Below are 18002 nucleotides of genomic sequence, written 5' to 3'. Positions count from 1 at the left end.
CCGGAGGCGCGGCGGGTGTCAGTGCAGCGCCGGGACGGGCTGTGGTTCCTCGTCCCGGGGCGCCGTGGTCCGCGCGGCCGGCCTGGCCCAGCGGCGCATGACCGGGCGTTCGACGCACACCAGGAGCAGCCAGCCGGCCAGGAGGGTCGCGAAGAAGAAGCCGAGGAGGACGAGGACGGCGGGCAGCGGGCTGAAGAGCCGCTCGTCCATCAGCGACGTACGGATGGAGTACATGACCACGTACTGGGCGAGGTAGAAGCCGAAGGAGACCTCGCCGAGCCACTGCATCGCACGGCCGCGCAGCACCGTCCGGGTGCCCTCGATGTCGGCACGGGCCACCGCGCAGATCAGCAGGGCGATGGGGATGACCGTCATCAGGTTGAGGCCGTACAGGAACGGCACCGCCATCGCCGCGGCGTAGCCGGCCACGCACAGCAGCGCGGCGGGAACGATACCGACGCGGGGAGCGGCTCCGGTCATCACGAGGCGGGCCAGGATCATGCCGAGGACGAACTCGAACATCCGCACCGGCGGGAAGTTGTAACCGAACCAGAACTCCCACAGGGAGACGCCGAAGCCCTCGGGGGTCGGCGGGTGCTGCGGCATCAGGAAGTCGGTGACCAGCTGCACGGCCAGCATGCCGGCGACCATGGCCGCCGCCCACACCCACAGCGCGCGCTTCTTGATGCGCAGCACCGGCCGCAGCAGCAACGGGAACAGCAGGTAGAAGAGCAGCTCGCTGCAGAGCGACCAGCTCGGCGGGTTCACGCTGATGAAGGTCCCGTGCTGCGGGAACCAGGAGTGGATCAGGAGGAGGTTCGGCAGCCACGCGGACACCGGCGTCGTCGCCCCGGCGAACAGCACCATGGCGAACGCCCACATGACGACGTGGTTGGGGAAGATCTTCAGCAGGCGCCGCCGCCAGAACCCGCTCAGCGTGTCACCGGGCCGGGCCGACCAGGTCAGCACGAAGCCGCTCAAGACGAAGAAGAACGACACCCCCATCCAGCCGGCCTTGCTGAACAGCCACCGGAAGCCCTCCTCCCAGCTCTGGTCGGCGAACGGGTTCATGGGCGGGTCGCTGAAGGTCGCGTGGAAGAAGAAGACCAGCGCGGCGGCGATGAAGCGCAGCCCGGTCAGCGATGGGAGCTTGGTCCGGTAACTCGGAACGGCGCTGCTGTCGGTGGCAACGGGGGACGGCGAGGTCATGGGTGCCTTTCCCTTCAGGAGGCGGTGGTGAGCTGCTGCGGGGCGGCGGAGGACTCTGCGGGCTCCGCCGTCTTCCTGCGGGGACGGGCCCAGCGGCGCATGACGGGGCGTTCGACGCACACCAGGAGCAGCCAGCCGAGGGCGAGCGCACCGGCGAATTCGGTTGCCACCACGGCGATGCCGACCGGGGTGGCGACGGTCCGCTCGTCCATCAGCTTCGTGCGCACGAAGGAGAGCACGATCTGCTGGGCGAGGTAGAAGCCGAAGGAGACCTCGCCGAGCCACTGCATCGCACGGCCGCGCAGCACCGTCGGGGTGCCCTCGACGTCGGCGTACGCCACCGCGCAGATCAGCAGGGAGATGGGCACGACGGTCATCAGGTTGAGGCCGTACAGGAACGGCACCGCCATCGCCGCGGCGTAACCGGCCAGGCACAGTACGGCCGCCGGGACGATCGCTATGCGGGGGAAGGCTCCGGCCAGCACGAGCCGGGCCAGGATCATGCCGAGGACGAACTCGAACATCCGCACCGGCGGGAAGTTGTAACCGAACCAGAACTGCCAGACCGTCACATCGGTGCCGGGCGCCGCGGGGCTGCCGGGCGCCAGGAAGTCGGTGACCAGCTGCACGGCCAGCATGCCGGCGACCATGGCCGCCGCCCACACCCACAGCGCGCGCTCCTTGATGCGCAGCACCGGCCGCAGGAGGAACGGGAACAGCAGGTAGAAGAGCAGCTCGCTGCAGAGCGACCAGGCGGGGGCGTTGAGGCTCAGGTGGACGGCCGGGTCGGGGAACCACGAGTGCACCAGGAAGAGGTTGGGCAGCCACACCTTGACCGGGACCGCCGATCCTGCGAACAGGAGCATGGCAAGGGCCCAGGTGACGACGTGGTTGGGGAAGATCTTCAGCAGGCGCCGCCGCCAGAACCCGGTGACCGTGTCACCGGGGCGGGCCGACCAGGTCAGCACGAAGCCGCTCAGGACGAAGAAGAACGACACCCCCATCCAGCCGGCCTTGCTGAACAGCCACCGGAAGCCGTCGGCCAGGTCCGGGTCGGCGAAGGGGTTCATCGATATGAAGATCAGTGAGGCGTGGAAGAAGAAGACCAGGGCGGCGGCGATGAAGCGCAGCCCGGTCAGCGAGGGAAGCTTGGGTCTGGAGGCGGGCGGGGAGTTGCTCGGCATGGGAGTGGCTTTCTCGTAGAAGGTGCGGGCCGGGAGGCCGGTTCAGGAGGTCGGCGCGGCGGTGGATCCGCAGTCGGCGGACTGCCGTTCCGTCGTGCCGTTGCGGTCCTGGTCGCCGGCGTCCCGCTGCCCGCGCCGGCCACTGCGGACGGTCTGCAGGATCAGCAGGGCACCGAGGGCGGTGAACGTCGCGGCACCGACCGTGACGGTGCGGATACCGAGGCCCTGATCGATGATCTGGCCGCCGGCCCAGGAGCCGAGAGCAGCGCCGAGCCCGAAGGCGGACATGTTGGCGGTCAGGGACAGCGTCGGCGCGTCCGCGGCAGCCGAGAGAACCTTGGCCTGGAGTCCGGGGATGAGGGCGAAGGTCGCCATGGAGAAGAGGATCAGGAAGGCTGCGGCGCCCACCGGGGAGGGCGCGGCGGCCCAGTACAGGAGGCAGACCGCGGCCAGTGCCGAGGACAGCCCGAGCACGGCCGCGTCGACGGACCGGTCGGCGCACCGGCCGCCGATGGCGTTGCCGGCGATGGAGCCCAGACCGTAGACGACGAGCACGGCGGGCACCCAGGCGGACGGGAAGTCCCCTACGTCGGTGAGCAGCGGGACCATGTAGGTGATCAGGGTGAACATGCCGCCCGAGCACAGGACGGTGGCCAGGACGGTGCCCATCACCTGCCACCTCCTGAACACGCGCAGCTCGTGTGCCGCCGAGGAGCCGCCGGCGCCGCCGCTGTCGGGGACGACGAGCAGGATGAGGACGGTGGCCAGCAGGGCGAGGACGGCGACGCTGCCGAACGTGGCCCGCCAGTTCAGCTGTTGGGCCACCAGGGTGCCCAGCGGCACGCCGAGCACGGTGGCCAGGTTGATGCCCAGCTGGGTACCGGCGATCGCCGATCCCTCCTTGCCCTCGTCGGCCATGCTGCCCGCGATGACGACGCACACGGCGAGGAAGGTGCCGTGGATGACGGCGGTCAGCATCCGGCCCACGACCAGCAGGGTGAAGGTGGGGGCGAGGCTGGAGACGACGTTGCCGGCGACGGAGACCAGCAGCAGCCCCACGAGCAGGTACTTGCGGCGGACCCTGGTGGTGGCCGCGGTGACGAGCGGCCCTCCGACCACGACCGTCAGGGCGTAGACGGTCACGAGGAGCCCCGCGGTAGGGATGCTGACGGACAGGTCCCTGGACAGGTCGCCCAGCATGCCGCTCGGCGCTAGTTCGGCGGTGCCGACGCAGAAGATGGCCAGGATCAGGACAGCCATACGGGACCGCATGCAGTGCCTCTCGTGACGGAAGCCCTTGATCGGACTCGGGATTATTTTAATGGTCGCTTGTCCACTATACAAGCAGCTCGACACTGAGCCTGGCTTATTGAACAGTTCACGAGCCGGGTACCGGGCGCAGGGCCAACACGGTGACCAGGACCGCCGTAGCCAGTACGGTCGAGGTCAGCGGGAGCCAGCCGACCGGATGGCCGAGGAGGAACGCGCCCAGCGCCGATCCCCCCGCGATACCGATCTGGAACCCGGTGACATAGACGGAGGACGCACGGTCGGCGTCCGCACCCGCGAGGCGCATCACCCCGGTCTGGAAGACGGGACCCGCCGCGGCGAACGCCCCGCCCCACACGGCTACGGCGACGACGGCCACCGCACAGCGCACGGCCGTCGGAGCCGGACCGCACGCGAGGGCCAGCAGACCGGTCCCCGCGGTGAAGGCCGCCATGGTGACCGCGGCGGCGCGCTGCGCAGCGCTGTCGTTGTGGCGGCCGATCAGATACGTCCCCACCGCCCCCGCGCCGCCGAAGACGGCCAGCAGCGCGATCACCGCACCCGGCGTCCCGGTGACCTCGGTGACGACGACGGCGAAGTAGGTGTAGGTGAGGAAGTGCGCGACGATCAGCACCACCGCGACGGCGCACAGCGTCAGGACCCCGGACCAGTCCACCGGGCCCGCCGCGCCGTGCGGCTCCGGCGGCGCGTCCGCCGGGCCGCCGGGTGCCGGCGCGCTCACCGCCGGACGCGGTCGCAGGGCCCAGACCAGCGCGAGGGTCACCACCACCGTGGCCGCCGCGAGAAGCAGCGCGGTGGCCCGCCATCCGATGAGGTCACCGACGAGCGTGGTGCCGGGGCTGCCCACGATCGCCGCGAGCGAGGACCCGCCGAACACTACGGCGGTCGCGGTCCCCACCCGTTCACGGGGCACCAGGGTGGCGGCCGCCGGAGCGATCAGCGACCAGAGCACCCCGTGGGTCAGCGCCGCGGCGACCCGGCTGGCAGCCATCATGGCGAACCCCGTGGCGGACGCCGCGAGCAGCTCGGCGACGACCAGGACCAGCAGGGAGACCACCAGTGCCGCGGCACGGGAGACGCGTGCGGCGAGGGCGACGGTCGGGATGGTCACGACGGCGGCGACGACGGCGTATCCGCTGATCAGGAGTCCGACGCGGCCGGCGCCGACCCCGAGGTCCGCGGCGATGTCGTGGATGAGGCCGACCGGGAAGACCTCGAAGGTGACGTAGACGAAGGTGGCACCGGCCAGCACGGCCAGCCGTGCCGCCGTCGGTGCGTCGATGCCGGCCGGTGCGGCCGCCGACACCGCCTCGCTCACCGGCGCGCCCCGACCGCGGCATCGCGCGAGCCCGCCCGCGCCGGGGAACCCGCTGCGTCCCGCGGCGCGGGGTCGACCCGGACCAGGACCTTGGGCCTGGCGCGCCCGCCGTCCGCCAGGCGGGCGAAGGCGGCGTCGAGGTCGTCGAGCGGGAACACCCGGTCCACGAGGGCGTCCAGGTTCACCGCGCCCGACTCCACCAGGGCGACCAGCCGGTCCCAGTAGCCGATGCCGGACAGCACGCCGTGCACCGTGACGTTCCGGATGACCAGGGCGGCCGCGTCGAATCCGTCGACGGCGCGGTGCGGCGTCCCGAGTTGGGCCACCCGCCCGCCGGAGGCGGCCAGGCCGACGGCGGAGCGGACCGCCGCGGCGCTGCCGGACGCCTCGATCACGGCGTCGTACGCCTCGCTGTCCGCGTCGGCGGGCGCGGCGTGCGCGGTCAGGCCGAGACTGCGCGCCAGTTCCCGGGCCGCGGGCTGGGGGTCGAAGACGACGGTGGGCGCGCCCAGGGCCCGGGTCGTCTGGGCGGCCGCGAGTCCCAGGGTGCCGGCGCCGAGGACCGCGACGCGGTCACCGGGGGTCACGGCGAGCCGGTCCACCGCGTGCACCGCGGCGGCGGTCGGCTCCAGCAACGCGGCGGCGGCATCGGACATGGTGCCGGGGATCCGGGTCAGGGTGCTCACCGGTGCGCTGATCAACTGGGATCCCGCACCGGGCAGCGGGCCGAGCACGCCGATCTCGCTGCGGTCCGGGCAGTACCTGATCCGGCCGGCCCGGCAGTGCAGGCAGCGGCCGCAGGCACGGAAGTTGTGCCCCGCGACGCGTTGCCCGGCCAGGGCGGGATCGGCTCCGGGCCCCAGAGCGGTCACCGTGCCGACCCACTCGTGGCCCGGTACGAAGGGGTAGCTCTTCAGTCCGTCGCGGAGGTAGTTGCTGCTGCTGTCGTAGAAGCCGAGATCCGTGCCGCACAGACCGAGCAGGCCCACCCGGACCAGCACTTCGTCCGGGCCGGGCTCCGGCGGGTCGACCTCGGCGAGCGTCACCGCGCGGGGGCCGGTGAGCAGGATGGCCTTCATCGTTCTTCCTTGGCGTGGCTCAGCCCGACGGCGGTACGGCACAGCGTGATGTCCGTCCGCAGGCGGGTCGGTGAGTGTTGGTAGTCGTTCTCCACGAGCACCGAGCGGGCGCCCGAGTGCCGCAGCAGGCGGGGCAGCGCGTCGAAGACCGTGCCCGGTGCCGGGCTGACGCCCTCGGTGGGGTGCGCGGGCTCCTTGACGTGCAGATCCGGCAGGAGCAGCCCCGTGGCCCCGACGAGGCCGGCGAAGCGCAGCGGGTCCTCACCGGCCTCCAGGAGATTGCCGGTGTCCAGCACCAGGCGCAGGGCCGGGTGGCCGACGGACCGGGCGAGGGCGAGGGAGTCGGCCGGGCCGAGGGGCGACTCGTAGGCGAGTATCAGGCCCGCCGCCGCGACCCGCCGGCACAGGACGCGCAGCGCGTCGGCCGTGCCCGCCCGTAACGCGTCGGTGGTCGGCCGGCTCCGCCGAAAGCCGGGGACGTGCAGCACGCGTACGCCCAGGTGCCGTGCGCAGTCCAGGGCGCGCTCCAGCAGTGTGACGGCCGCCGGGTTGGCCGCACCGTGGTCGAGGGCCAGGCCGATGTCGTTGACGTGGTTGACCGCGAGGACGGGCACCGGGATCTCACGGGTGATCGCCCGCGCCGCACGCAGTTCGCCCGGATCGCTCAGCGGCGGCCCGCGGTGGGCCCCGCCGAAGTCGAGATGCAGCTGATCGGCGCCCTCCGCGAGCGCGACCCGGGCCGCTTCCCGCCGGTCCGTACTGATGCGCCACTGCGGGGCGGCCACGGCGACATCGGCCGGGGCCGGCTCGCCGTGGGCTGCGGTGACCGGGACGGCCGGGGCCGGTCCCGCTGCGGGGCCGGCGGCCACGGCGGCCGTTCCCGCGTCGGATCCCCGGGGCATGCGCGCCCGCCGTTGGACGCCGGCCGTCTCCTGCCGGGCATCAGCCGTCATCGCCCCGCCCCATCCGGATCGCCGCCTTGAGGACGCGCCGCCCGCCGGCAGCCCTGCGGTCCGACTCCAGCACGGAGTTGACGAGGTCCGTGGCACCCGTCAGGTCCACCTCATGGGTCAGTACGCCCTTCCCGGACGGCTCCCCCTGCTGCAGGAGCAGGTCGACCGCCGTGCGCAGATGGCCGCCCGACACCCCGCGGTGCCCGTACAGGAGAAGGGGGCCCGCCGGGCGGTCGACGTGGTGCACCCGAGGCGGCCGGGGCTCTCCGCCGCAGTTGCCGGCGCGCAGGGCCGCGACGTCGGCCTCGCCGGACGACAGCGGGACCGGCCCCGGCGGCAGGCCCGCGTGCACGTCGACCAGGAGCGTGCCACGCACATGCCGGTCCACGGCGGTCAACGCCTCCCGGGTGGCGGTGCGCGGCGTGGCGATCACCACGCCGACCGGTGCGGGCAGGGCGGCGAGCAGCTCGGGCAGGCCTGCGTCGCGCGGGTGGACCGCGTCGGCGCCGTGGCCGACCAACAGGGTTGCCAGCCCCGGCAGTTCCCGCTGCCAGGCATCGCGCGCGAGCCGTCCCACGATGCCGTCGCCCCACACGACCATGGCGGCGGGCCTCGTCACCGCGAGGGCGATCTCCAGGCCGTACAGCGCCGAGGCGAGCGGCTCGGCCAGGGCCGCCACCCCCGGTCGGTCCGCGCCCTCCGGCACCGGCAGGACGAGACCGGCGCGTACGGCCGTGGCGGGGATACGGGTGCGCTCCGCCCACAGGCCCGGCAGGTTGTGCCCGAGCAGGAACGAGGGGTCACCGGGGTGCGTGGGGTTGACCGTGACGAGGGAGCCGGCGGGCAGACCGGTGTCACCGGACTCGACGACGCGGGCCACCCCCTCGTGCCCCAGGACGGGCGTCGGATCGTCCCTGAGTCCGCGCAGGATCTGCCAGTCGGTGCCGCACACGCCGGCGGTGACCGGCGCCAGGAGGGCGTCGCCCGGTTCCAGCCGGGGTGTCCGCACCTCGGTGACCTCGACGCGGGTGCGGCCCCGGGCATCCGCGGGGAGGCGCACCAGGGCCCGGTGGACCGCGCCGCTCACGGTGCGATCCCCGGCAGCCAGCGGCCGATGCGCTGCGCACCGCGCAGTGCGTCGACCGTTCCGGGACCGCAGAACAGCAGCCGGCCGGCGAGCCAGTCCGGGCTCCGTCCCGGGTCGGCGTAGGAGGTGGCGTGGCCGAGCTGGCGGCGCAGTTCGTCGGCGTAGTGGGCGCCGAGGCCCTCGATGACACCCCCGCCGAGGCCGAGCAGGTCGAGGTGCGGGTCGAGGCACCACAGGGTCCGCAGCATGTGCGCCACCGGTCCGATGCACAGCTCCAGCAGCCGCCGCGCCCGGGGGTCGCCGGCCGCGAGTGCCTCGGGCAGCCACTGCGTGAGCGCCGGTCCTCCGTCGAGGCCCAGGCGCTCGGCGACGCGGGCGATGCCGGGGCCGGAGGAGACCGAGGCGAGGTGGTCCGGCGCGCCGCACTCGCACAGCAGACCCGCCCGGCGGAGTTCCGGAGCGGTGGTCATGGCCGGAAGGTGGCCGATCTCGCCCTGAAGGCCCCGCTCGTCGACGGGGATGCGCAGCCGCTCCAGGTCGGCGACGCGCAGCGCGATACCGCTGCTGAGGGTGAGATAGCCGACGCGCCGGAGACCGGGCCGGGTATGCGTGGCCGCGAAGTCCACCAGGGCGGCGCTGACGTCGTTGACCAGCTGCCAGGTGACGTCCGGGCGGCGCCCGCGCAGCGCGGCCCCCAGGTCGAACGGCTCCGCCGCCGCACCCCACAGCGGTGCCGACCCGTAGACCGTGCCGGAGAGATGGTCGATGGCCGCGCCGAAGGAGATCGCCGCGTGGGCGCCGCGCGGCGCCGCCTGGCACAGCAGTTCGATCATGTCCTCGCGCAGCCGTGTGACCGACCGGTCCGGGTGGTTGAGCCTGCTGGGCGAGCTGAGGCGTTCGACGGGGGCGTCCAACCCTCCGGTCCGCAGCCGCACCCACGTACCGCCGACGTCCGCCGCGAAGACGGCCGCCTCCTGCGGCGGAGTGCCGGCCGACGTCCGCGGCGCGGAGCCGGCCGAAGCACGGCTCCCGCCGCCGGCCGTCGTTTTGACGCCGGTCATCGCCGCTCCCCCACCGGGCCGGCGAGCCGCCCGGAGACGGTCATCACGACCCCGTCCACCGCGGACGCGGCCGTGTCGACCCGGAAGCCGCGGAAGTCGGCGTGCCGTTGCGCCACCCCGTCGAATGCGTCGAGACCGCCGATGACCACGGTGCGGGCGCCGCTGGCCAGGCCTGCCCGCACGCCGGCACCGGAGTCCTCGAAGACGATCGTGTCGGCCGGCTCCACGCCGAGGATCTCGGCGGCACGCAGGTAGCCCTCGGGATGGGGCTTGCCCAAGACCACGTCGTCGGCGCTCACCAAGACCTCCGGCAGGGGCAGGCCCGCGGCGGCGAGCCTCACCTCGGCGAGCTTCCGGCCGGCCGAGGTGACGACGGCCCACGAGCCGCGCGGCAGCGCCGCGAGGAGCGAGCGGGCGCCGGGTATCTCGGTGATCCCGGTGGTCTCCGACTCCTCGTGCGCGACGAGCCTGCGGGTCTCCGAGGCCGCCAGTTCCGGATCGGCGATGAAGTGGCCGACCGTCTCCCGGGTGGGCCGGCCGTGCGCGAACGCCAGGACCTCCGGGAGGTCCGCTGCGTGCCGTGCGCAGAAACCCGCCCACGTGGATTCGACCAGGGCGGTCGAGTCGACCAGCGTGCCGTCCATGTCGAACAGCAGCGCGGAGGCGCGCAGGTGCGCGGAAGGGGCGTCGGGTATCGCCGCCGGGGCTGCCGGCTGGGCGTTGGGCATCTGTCGTTCCTTCACTATCGGAGGGGACGGGACTAGGACTGGGACACCGGCAGGCCCTGGGTGGCGGGCGACCACGTGCCGTCGCCGTGCACGACGAGGGCCTCCCCCGCGTAGGGCACACCCCGGGTACGGGCCAGCTCGGCGGCCAGGGGGGCGAACGCCGCCGGCGACATGTAGCCGCTGTAGTCGAAGCCCGGTGAGCGGCGGGCCCGGATGCCGGGGCTGTCGACCATGCCTGCGGGCAGGGCCTCGACGAACGTCACCTCGTCCGCGTCCGTCTCCTGCGACACGGACCGGATCAGCGAACTCGCCGCGGCCTTGGTGGCGGCGTAACCGGACCGGTTCGGACCGGCGTTGTAGACCACCTCGGACGAGATGTGCAGGAACAGTCCGGGAGCCGCGGACCGCAGGGCCGGCAGCACCGCCTTCAGTGACCAGGCCAAGCCGTGGACGTTGACGGCGAACTGGTCCAGCCAGTCGGTCTCGTCGGTCTCCAGGAAGGGCTCGCGCCGGGCCGTGAAGTAGATGGCCGAGTAGCAGGCCAGGGTGACCTCGGCGGGCAGGTGGTCTCGCAGCGCCTGCCTGGCCTGTGCGGGGTCGCGGAAGTCGAGCCGGTGCCACATCAGTCGCTCGGCGCCCGGGCCGGCCGGCCTGCTGCGGCTGAACACGTGGGTCTCGAAGCCGTGCGCGGCCCAGGCGTCGGCGACGCCCCGGCCGATGCCGGTCGATCCGCCGATCACGACCGCTGTCCTGGCGCCGCCGTCCGTGGCGCCGGGAGCCGCGGGACTCATGCGCCGACCTGCTCGGGCACGAGCGCTCCGGCCCAGGGGGCGTAGCCCCGGGCGCGCTCGCCCAGCAGCCGCGCGGCATCGCGCAGTTCCGCGGGCGTGACGTCGTTGACGAAGTGGTGCCGTCCGATGCCGATCGGCAGCGGCAGCCGCTGCTGTCCGTCACGGTGGCGCACCGTGTCCCGCAGGGCTTCGTCGAGCAGCGCCGGGTCTTCGAGGACGTCGTTCCACAGGGGCAGTCCGAGTGCCTGGATCACGTGATAGACCCGGTCGGCCTGCGCCTCGCTGACGTCGCCGCGCAGGGTCGCCAGCGCGGTCGTCAGGGCCATGTCGATGACCACGGCCTCGCCGTGCAGCAGCGCGGGCAGGGCGTGCATCTCCAGGGTGGGGCTGAAGGTGTGGCCGTAGTCCACGCAGCGCTCCAGCGCCGACTCCCAGAGGTTGGGCTGCAGTTCCTCCAGCATGAGGTGGATGGACTCGGCGATGATGGCGTCCGCGGCCCGGGCGAGGTCCTCGGTGGTTCCCTGGAGCCGGTCGGCGCGGACGGCCGCACCCCGCGACTCCAGCAGGCCGAACAGGGCCTCGGAGCGGATGAGGGCCATCTTCAGGATCTCGGCGAGGCCGTTGCTGATGTGCCGCAGGGACAGGCTGCGCAGGAAGGACCGGTCCAGGAAGGTCGCCGTCGCCGGAGCGTAGGTGCCCAGCCGGTTCTTGCCGCGCTCGTAGTTCACCCCGGTCTTGACCCCGACTCCGGCGTCGACGAGGCCGATCAGCGTCGTGGGGATGCGGATGTACGGCGTTCCGCGTCGGTAGAGGCTCGCCGCGAAGCCGACGATGTCGGTCAGCACCCCGCCGCCGACGGCGAGCACCGGCTCACGGCGGCGGTCGATGCCGAAGTCGTTCATCGCGTCGACGACCCGCGCCACGGCGTCCCACTGCTTCACCGCTTCGTCGGCACGCAGGGGGACGACGGTCGCGTCGATCCCGTGGGCGGTGAAGTAGGAGCGCACGTCGCCGCCGTACAGCGCGTCGACGTTCTGGTCCATGACGACGAGCCGTCGGTCGCCCGGGTACATCGGTGCGTCAGGGCAGCCGGTCAGCAGCGCGGTGTTGCCGGGGTCGAACAGGCCCTCGGAGCTGACGACGTGGTATCGCACCTGCCGGACGGCCTCGACCGTCCAGTACGGGCTCTCCCCCACACCGTGTCGAAGCCCCTGGGTGAAGACAGTACCGCTACGCATTTCCCCTCCAGCGTGAGCTGCCACGTTACGAGCACGACGAGCCTTTTATCGGCTCGCTGTCCACTATAGTAGCAACATGACTGTGGCCATGTCATTCGTGTTACACTCACGCCGAGGGCCGCTGTAAGCGAAGCGGTCAAGAGCACTGAGGAGCACCCGTCGAAAGGAGGCTCACGCGGTGCTCGTATAGAAGAACCCCCGAGTCATCGACGCCTACGGAGGTCGGGATCCACATGGCTACGCTGGCAGAACGCCTGAACTCCTGGTTCGCCGATGCCGCCACCCCGGATGCCGTGGGCCGGCTGCGGGAACCGTCCACGTCGGAGGTCGCCCAGGCCATCTCCCAGGACCCGAGCCACGACGTGACGATCTCCCGGAGCTACCTGACCGCCCTGCGCAACGGCTCGCAGACCAACCCGACGGTCAGCGTGCTCTCCGCGATCGTCAAGTACTTCCAGTCCCGGGACATGAGCCTGCCGGTGTCGGTGAGCGCGCTCATCAACGAGGAGCCCCCGGGACGCCCCGCGAAGTCGCAGGACGGGTGGGCGACGGCGCTCGCCGACCGGCAGGTGCAGTCCATTGCCATGCGGGCCGGCCGGTTGACTCCGGAACTGCGCGAGCAACTACTGTCGATCATGGACGTACTGGACGCCTCCAAGAAGGCGTCGCCGTCCGCGGACGCCGGGAAGTCCTCGGGAGACGAGCCTGAGAGCGGGTGAACCGCTTACCGCCGACTTCTCGCGCCGGCCGGGGCGAGCGGACGCCGCCTCAGACCGACGCGTAGGTGCGCATGGCGCACAGTTCGCGGGAGAGCCGGACCAGGGTGCCCAGATCCTCCTCGTAGTCGTGGCCGTCCATGCTGGACGGGCAGCGGGGAGCGAGAACGAAGACCGCCTCCGTCGGCGGACCGCCGTCGCGCGGCCCCTGATCGCCCTGCAGCCGCAGCGCGCGCACGATGAGATCGGCGGACGCCCGCAGGTCTTCCTGCGGTTCGGGCGTCGACATCTCCTGGGAGGCGAGCCGGAGATAAGGGCCGAGCCGGATCAGACCGTCCCGGCATTCGACGTAACGCCGGTACACGGCCCGGGAACTCGCGAGGAAGACGCGGCGTCGACGGCTGCGCTGATCCAGTATCAACTCGGGATATGCCCTGGCCAGTTGGCACCACAGCTCTTCGAGCCCGCGGTATTGCCTGCAGTGGTCCAGCATCTCCCGCACGATCTGCACGACACTGACGAAGAAGGGCAGACTCAGGCCCACGCACACCACGATGGCGGCGACCTGGCCGAACAGGAAGACATCGGCATAGTCGATCAGCCGCTCGTCTCCGCGCAGGCTGGGCAGATTCACCCACAGGAATCGGAAGATACAGGTGAGAGCCAGTCCGGTCAGTCCGACGGCGATGATGTTGAACGACAGCCGCCGCAGCGAACGGCCTCGTCGGGCATGCCGTCCGGCCAGGTAGGCACTGGCCGCGTAGCCGAAGAGCAGGTAGAAGTTGCCGAAGTTGTAGAACGTGCGCACGCGCCAGTCGCCGAGATACGCGGACGTCAGTACGTGATTGCGCAGCTGCGCCGGGAGGAACGCGGTCACGGCGAGCATCCCCGCGAGGCAGACGAGGCACGCGCCCACTTCCCAGGGCCACGGCGGCGCCCAGCGCCGCAGCGGGCTTTCCCGCAGGAAGCCGACCATGAGGCTGAGGCCGACCAGGACTTCCACGTTGTACGTGACCTTGGAGAAGCCCTCGAAGGTGACGCCGTCGACGACATTCAGGACGGATGGCTGGGCCAGTACGTTCCCCGCTCCCATCAGCAGCAGCGCCAGACAGAGATGGAGACGCATGGGATCACGCAAACGCCGCCGGATGAGAGCGGGCAACGTCCAGAGAGCCCCACCGAGGAGCGTGGCAATGGCCACGAAATTGAGCGCGCTCACACCGCTCCATCGGTAAGGACGAGACTGTTGTACACCGAGGGCCGCCACGGCTCGTCCAGTCCGTGGCTTCGCACGCGCCGGCCCATGGAAATTGCCTCGGACATAATCGTCGATGCGATGATCTCGGCGTCGCGCTCGTCGCGGTCGGAATAGCAGGTCCGGTCCACCATGGCGGGCGGTCGCTCGCCTGCGAGATCGAACGCGATGATATGTCCGACCTCATGAAGAATGATGTGCGCCTGATGCGCCTTGGTGGTCATCGCCTGATAGACGATGACATCCTCGTGGTCACGGGATACCAGCACACCGAACGGCCCGTCGGCCGGCAGATCCCACTCCATAAGCCTGATCGGCCTGTCGCGCATTTCGCTCAGCTCGGCACAGAGAGCGGTGACACTGAACGGCAACTGCGGCGTGAGTCGGCGTATCAAATGGCGACTGTGGCTGCGTAATTGAGCGTCACGCAGTCGATCCGCCCGTGCACGGGAAGACCATCCCCGCACTGAAATTCCCCGTTTGCCCAGCATGGCTGAACTCTACGACACCCGCTGGCGCGCGCCAACGAAAAAGAGACTCAGATCACTCTCGTGTAACCAGCGCTTTACTAACCGTAACAGAGGGCGTGGAACAGGACCTTTGTGGCGGCAGGGGCACCCGGGGCGCGGGCCGGGCTGCACCGGAGGCGGCCGAAGGGGCGGTGACCCACCCAATACGGGCATCAATGCAAGCGCTGGAAAGCAGGCGGACTTGGCCTGAAGAAAGCGCAGGGTAATACGACGAAAGAGCCCGGTGCATGGCTGGAGGCCCTACCACACAGTAGTGAGGTAGGGCCTCCAGCCCGTGGCTACGAAGCATTGCTCCCGTCGGGACGACAGGATTTGAACCTGCGACCCCTTGACCCCCAGTCAAGTGCGCTACCAAGCTGCGCCACGTCCCGGTGCGCTCACCCGCGGTGCCCCGCGTGATCGCGCGGACAGCACTTTACCCCACGCCGGGGGGTGTGCCGAAGAAGACCCGGGCGGGGCGGGGGACAATCGGCGGTATGACGAACACGGGCGCATCGGATGCCAGGGACCGGGACGTGACGGGGCGGGCCCGGAACGCGCGGCCGCGGGACGGGCTGGGGCGCCCCCTGCCGTACGGGGCCGAAGGGGTGCCGCGGCAGCCGGAGGGCATCGCACGGGCACCGCAGCAGACGGTCGCCGAGGCGCAGGCGCTGCTGGCCGAGGGGCGGCCGTTCCACGCGCACGAGGTGTTCGAGGACGCCTGGAAGTCGGGCCCGCGGGACGAGCGCCCGCTGTGGCGGGGGCTGGCCCAGCTGGCGGTGGGACTCACCCACGCGGCCCGCGGGAACGCCGTCGGCGGGGCGCGGCTGCTGCGGCGGGGCGCCGGCGCGGTCGAGGAGTGGGAGACCGGGCGGGGCGAGGACCGGCCGTACGGGCTGGACCTGCCGGGCCTCACCCGCTGGGCGCGGGAACTGGCCGGCCGGGTGGAACAGACCTCGGCCCCGGTGGACCCGCGGACCGAGGCACCCCGCCTGGGCCCCTGAACCGGGCGCGCTCGCAGCGTGCCGGGGCGGCGGCCCCGCGGGCAGCGGTACCGCGGCCGAGGCCCCCGTCGGGGCGTGCGGCAGACTCGGGGCGTGCGAAAGATTCATGTCATCGGTATCGGCGCGGGCGACCCCGACCAGCTGACCCTGCAAGCGGTCAAGGCGCTGCGGAGCACGGACGTGTTCTTCCTGCTCGACAAGGGCGAGGTGAAGAGTGATCTGACCCGGCTCCGCCGGGACATCCTGGACGCGCACCTGCCCGAGGGGTCGTACCGGGTGGTGGAGGCCCGGGATCCCGAGCGGGACCGGAAGGCGGGCGGGGCGGCGTATTCGCCGGCCGTCGGGGACTGGCGCAGTGCCCGCGCCGGGATCTACGAGCGGCTGATCACCGAGGAACTGGACGAGGACGGCACCGGCGCCTTCCTGGTGTGGGGGGACCCGGCGCTGTACGACAGCACGCTGGCCATCCTCGACGAGGTACGGGAACGCGGCACGGTGGAGTTCGCGCACGAGGTGGTGCCCGGCATCAGCAGTGTCTCCGCGCTGGTCGCCCGGCACCGCACGGGCCTGAACCGGGTCGCCCGGCCGGTGCAGATCACCACCGGGCGGCGGCTGGCCGAGGGCTTCCCGGAGGGGGTGGACGACGTGGTGGTGATGCTGGACGCGCACCAGGCCTTCCGGCGGTACGCCGAGGAGGACATGGACATCTACTGGGGCGCCTACATCGGCACGCCGGACGAGATCCTCGTCGCCGGTCCGATCGCCGAAGCCGGCCCGCGCATCGAGCGGCTGCGGGCACAGGCCCGGGAGCGCAAGGGCTGGATCATGGACACGTACCTGCTGCGCCGGCATCCCGCGCGGGACGGCCGGGCCCCGGACTGAGCGGCCCGGGCCGGAGCGTCGGGACCGGAACGCAGGGGCCGGCAGCGGCGCGGGCACCGCACCGGCACCGGCACCGGCACCGGCACCGGGGTGAGCGGGCGCGGTCGTAGGCGTCCGTCCGCCGCCCGGGCCGCTACGGTCGGTCCATGCAGTCACCGGCGTCCGCGCGTGCCGTCCTGATCGACATCGACGGGGTCCTCACCGTGTCCTGGAAGCCGCTGCCCGGCGCGGTGGCGGCGCTGCGCGCGCTGCGTGCGGCCGGGCTCGGCGTGGCCCTGGTGACCAACACGACGTCCCGGACCCGGGCGTCGATCGCCGAGACGCTGGCGGCGGCCGGTTTCGAGGTGGGCGCGCAGGACGTGCTGACCGCGCCCGCCGTCACCGCCGCCCATCTGGCCGAGCACTGTCCGGGCGCCCGCTGCATGCTGCTGAACAGCGGGAACATCGCCGCGGACCTGGGGGACGTCACCCTCGTCGAGGAGGGTGCCGACGTGGTCGTGATCGGCGGCGCGGGACCCGGCTTCGACTACGCGGCGCTGAACCGGGCCTTCGGCGAGCTGCAGCGGGGCGCACGGCTGGTCGCCATGCACCGCAACCTGTACTGGCGGACCGACGCCGGGCTGCAGCTGGACTCGGGTGCCTTCCTGGCCGGTCTCGAGCGGGCGGCGCGTGTGGAGGCGGAGGTCACGGGCAAGCCGTCCCGGGCGTTCTTCGAGGCGGCGCTGGCCCGGCTGGGCGTCGGCGCGCAGCAGGCGCTGATGGTCGGCGACGACATCGAGTCGGACGTGCTGGCGGCGCAGCGGGCCGGCCTCACGGGCGTGCTGGTGAGGACGGGCAAGTACGAGCCTCAGACGCACGCGCGGGCGAGCGGCGTCCCGGACCACGTCGTGGACTCCTTCGCGGACGTCCCGGGGCTGCTGGGGCTAGCGCAGTAGCAGTTGCAGGCCGCCCACGACCGTCGCCGCGATCACGAGTTGTTCGAAGAGTCGCTGGTTGATCCGGTGCACGGCCCACTTGCCGAACAGCGCGCCGGGCACGACGAACACCACGAGCGCGGCGTCGAGGAGCAGCGAGCGCCCGTCGATCAGGCCCAGGCCCGCGCTGAACGGCACCTTCGCGACGTTCACGATGAGGAAGAAGAACGCGGATGTCCCCAGGAAGCCCAGCTTCCGGAACCCCGCGGACAGCAGGTACAGCGACATCACCGGCCCGCCCGCGTTGGCGACCATCGTCGTGAACCCGCCGAGCACGCCGTACGAGCGGGCCTTCACCCGGCCCGCCCGGGTCGTGACCGCCTCCGGCGCCCGCGGGGCCTCGGCGGTCCGCCGGCGCCACATGGTCACCCCGGCCATCAGCAGCAGGATCGCGCCGATCGAGGTCCGTACGATCCCGTCGCCGGCCCACAGCAGGAACAGCGTGCCGGCCACCACGCCCGCGGCCACGGCCGGGAACAGCCGCCACAGCGTGGGCCAGTGCGCGTGCCGCCGGTAGGTGAGCACGGCGAGCACGTCGCCGGCGATCAGCACGGGCAGCAGCACGCCGGTCGAGGCGCGGGCGGGCAGCACCGCGGCGAAGACCGCGAGGCTGACCGTGTTGGCCCCGCTGACCGCGGTCTTGGAGAAGCCGACGAGCAGGGCCGCGAAGGCGAGCGCCGCGAACCCCCAGCCGGAGATGTGCCAGAGCGTCATCGTGTTCATG

General features: G+C 72.2%; 18 protein-coding genes and 1 tRNA gene. 4 read left to right on the top strand and 15 right to left on the bottom strand.

Annotated elements, in window-relative coordinates:
- Window positions 1-18: 18 nt before the first annotated feature.
- The 11 genes from IG05_RS0128595 to IG05_RS0128545 form a co-directional block, all read right to left on the bottom strand.
- On the bottom strand, window positions 19-1209 hold the full coding sequence (locus IG05_RS0128595) for an acyltransferase family protein (RefSeq protein WP_051790364.1): 1191 nt from the start codon (window positions 1207-1209) through the stop codon (window positions 19-21).
- 14 nt (window positions 1210-1223) lie between these two features.
- The gene (locus tag IG05_RS0128590) at window positions 1224-2393 is read right to left on the bottom strand and encodes an acyltransferase family protein (RefSeq protein WP_051790362.1); all 1170 of its coding nucleotides are present in this window, start codon (window positions 2391-2393) and stop codon (window positions 1224-1226) included.
- A gap of 42 nt (window positions 2394-2435) precedes the next feature.
- The gene (locus IG05_RS0128585) at window positions 2436-3653 is read right to left on the bottom strand and encodes an MFS transporter (RefSeq protein WP_051790359.1); all 1218 of its coding nucleotides are present in this window, start codon (window positions 3651-3653) and stop codon (window positions 2436-2438) included.
- A gap of 118 nt (window positions 3654-3771) precedes the next feature.
- Window positions 3772-5001, bottom strand: a complete 1230-nt coding sequence (locus IG05_RS0128580) for an MFS transporter (protein ID WP_107051436.1) — start codon at window positions 4999-5001, stop codon at window positions 3772-3774.
- Complete coding sequence (locus tag IG05_RS42605; RefSeq protein WP_051790356.1) at window positions 4998-6080, bottom strand: zinc-dependent alcohol dehydrogenase; 1083 nt, start codon at window positions 6078-6080, stop codon at window positions 4998-5000. Before IG05_RS42605 ends, IG05_RS0128580 begins: the two co-directional genes overlap by 4 nt.
- A complete protein-coding gene (locus IG05_RS0128570; protein ID WP_078894556.1) occupies window positions 6077-6982 on the bottom strand; it encodes a sugar phosphate isomerase/epimerase family protein in 906 nt (301 codons plus the stop codon). The genes IG05_RS42605 and IG05_RS0128570 overlap by 4 nt, the downstream gene beginning before the upstream one ends.
- A gap of 40 nt (window positions 6983-7022) precedes the next feature.
- Window positions 7023-8120: an alcohol dehydrogenase catalytic domain-containing protein gene (locus IG05_RS0128565; protein ID WP_030346900.1), complete on the bottom strand. Its 1098-nt coding sequence runs from the start codon at window positions 8118-8120 to the stop codon at window positions 7023-7025.
- The gene (locus IG05_RS0128560; protein WP_078894554.1) at window positions 8117-9181 is read right to left on the bottom strand and encodes an ROK family protein; all 1065 of its coding nucleotides are present in this window, start codon (window positions 9179-9181) and stop codon (window positions 8117-8119) included. Before IG05_RS0128560 ends, IG05_RS0128565 begins: the two co-directional genes overlap by 4 nt.
- Entirely contained in the window at window positions 9178-9909 is a 732-nt protein-coding gene (locus tag IG05_RS0128555) for an HAD-IA family hydrolase (RefSeq protein ID WP_051790352.1), read from the bottom strand. The genes IG05_RS0128560 and IG05_RS0128555 overlap by 4 nt, the downstream gene beginning before the upstream one ends.
- A gap of 32 nt (window positions 9910-9941) precedes the next feature.
- Window positions 9942-10700, bottom strand: coding sequence for an SDR family NAD(P)-dependent oxidoreductase (locus tag IG05_RS0128550; RefSeq protein WP_051790350.1), 759 nt, complete (start codon window positions 10698-10700; stop codon window positions 9942-9944).
- Complete coding sequence (locus tag IG05_RS0128545; RefSeq protein WP_030346896.1) at window positions 10697-11938, bottom strand: sedoheptulose 7-phosphate cyclase; 1242 nt, start codon at window positions 11936-11938, stop codon at window positions 10697-10699. The genes IG05_RS0128550 and IG05_RS0128545 overlap by 4 nt, the downstream gene beginning before the upstream one ends.
- 233 nt (window positions 11939-12171) lie before the next feature.
- On the opposite strand from IG05_RS0128545, the gene IG05_RS0128540 reads away from it, so the two are divergent.
- A complete protein-coding gene (locus tag IG05_RS0128540; RefSeq protein WP_051790347.1) occupies window positions 12172-12657 on the top strand; it encodes a hypothetical protein in 486 nt (161 codons plus the stop codon).
- Between the two features lie 49 nt (window positions 12658-12706).
- On the opposite strand, the gene IG05_RS0128535 is transcribed toward IG05_RS0128540, so the two are convergent.
- The 3 genes from IG05_RS0128535 to IG05_RS0128525 form a co-directional block, all read right to left on the bottom strand.
- Window positions 12707-13873: an MAB_1171c family putative transporter gene (locus IG05_RS0128535; RefSeq protein ID WP_037814854.1), complete on the bottom strand. Its 1167-nt coding sequence runs from the start codon at window positions 13871-13873 to the stop codon at window positions 12707-12709.
- Window positions 13870-14400 (bottom strand): hypothetical protein, encoded by a 531-nt coding sequence (locus tag IG05_RS0128530; RefSeq protein WP_030346893.1) that lies wholly within the window; start codon window positions 14398-14400, stop codon window positions 13870-13872. The genes IG05_RS0128535 and IG05_RS0128530 overlap by 4 nt, the downstream gene beginning before the upstream one ends.
- Before the next feature lie 336 nt (window positions 14401-14736).
- Window positions 14737-14810: transfer RNA gene (locus IG05_RS0128525), tRNA-Pro, on the bottom strand.
- 105 nt (window positions 14811-14915) lie between these two features.
- Here IG05_RS0128525 and IG05_RS0128520 point away from each other — a divergent pair.
- The 3 genes from IG05_RS0128520 to IG05_RS0128510 all read left to right on the top strand — a co-directional run bounded on the left by IG05_RS0128520 (window position 14916) and on the right by IG05_RS0128510 (window position 17239).
- A complete protein-coding gene (locus IG05_RS0128520) occupies window positions 14916-15422 on the top strand; it encodes a DUF309 domain-containing protein (protein ID WP_030346892.1) in 507 nt (168 codons plus the stop codon).
- 93 nt (window positions 15423-15515) lie between these two features.
- Window positions 15516-16304, top strand: a complete 789-nt coding sequence (gene cobF / locus IG05_RS0128515; RefSeq protein ID WP_030346891.1) for a precorrin-6A synthase (deacetylating) — start codon at window positions 15516-15518, stop codon at window positions 16302-16304.
- Window positions 16305-16450: 146 nt separating this feature from the next.
- Complete coding sequence (locus IG05_RS0128510) at window positions 16451-17239, top strand: HAD-IIA family hydrolase (RefSeq protein ID WP_030346890.1); 789 nt, start codon at window positions 16451-16453, stop codon at window positions 17237-17239.
- On the opposite strand, the gene IG05_RS0128505 is transcribed toward IG05_RS0128510, so the two are convergent.
- Window positions 17228-18001, bottom strand: coding sequence for a sulfite exporter TauE/SafE family protein (locus IG05_RS0128505; protein WP_030346889.1), 774 nt, complete (start codon window positions 17999-18001; stop codon window positions 17228-17230). The two genes, IG05_RS0128510 and IG05_RS0128505, sit on opposite strands and share 12 nt — an antisense overlap.
- Window position 18002 lies beyond the last annotated feature (1 nt).

This window comes from Streptomyces sp. NRRL S-1022, assembly GCF_000720135.1.
Classification (GTDB): Bacteria; Actinomycetota; Actinomycetes; order Streptomycetales; family Streptomycetaceae; genus Streptomyces.
Note: the sequence above shows the minus strand (reverse complement) of the source record. Positions and strands in the feature narration are given on the sequence as shown.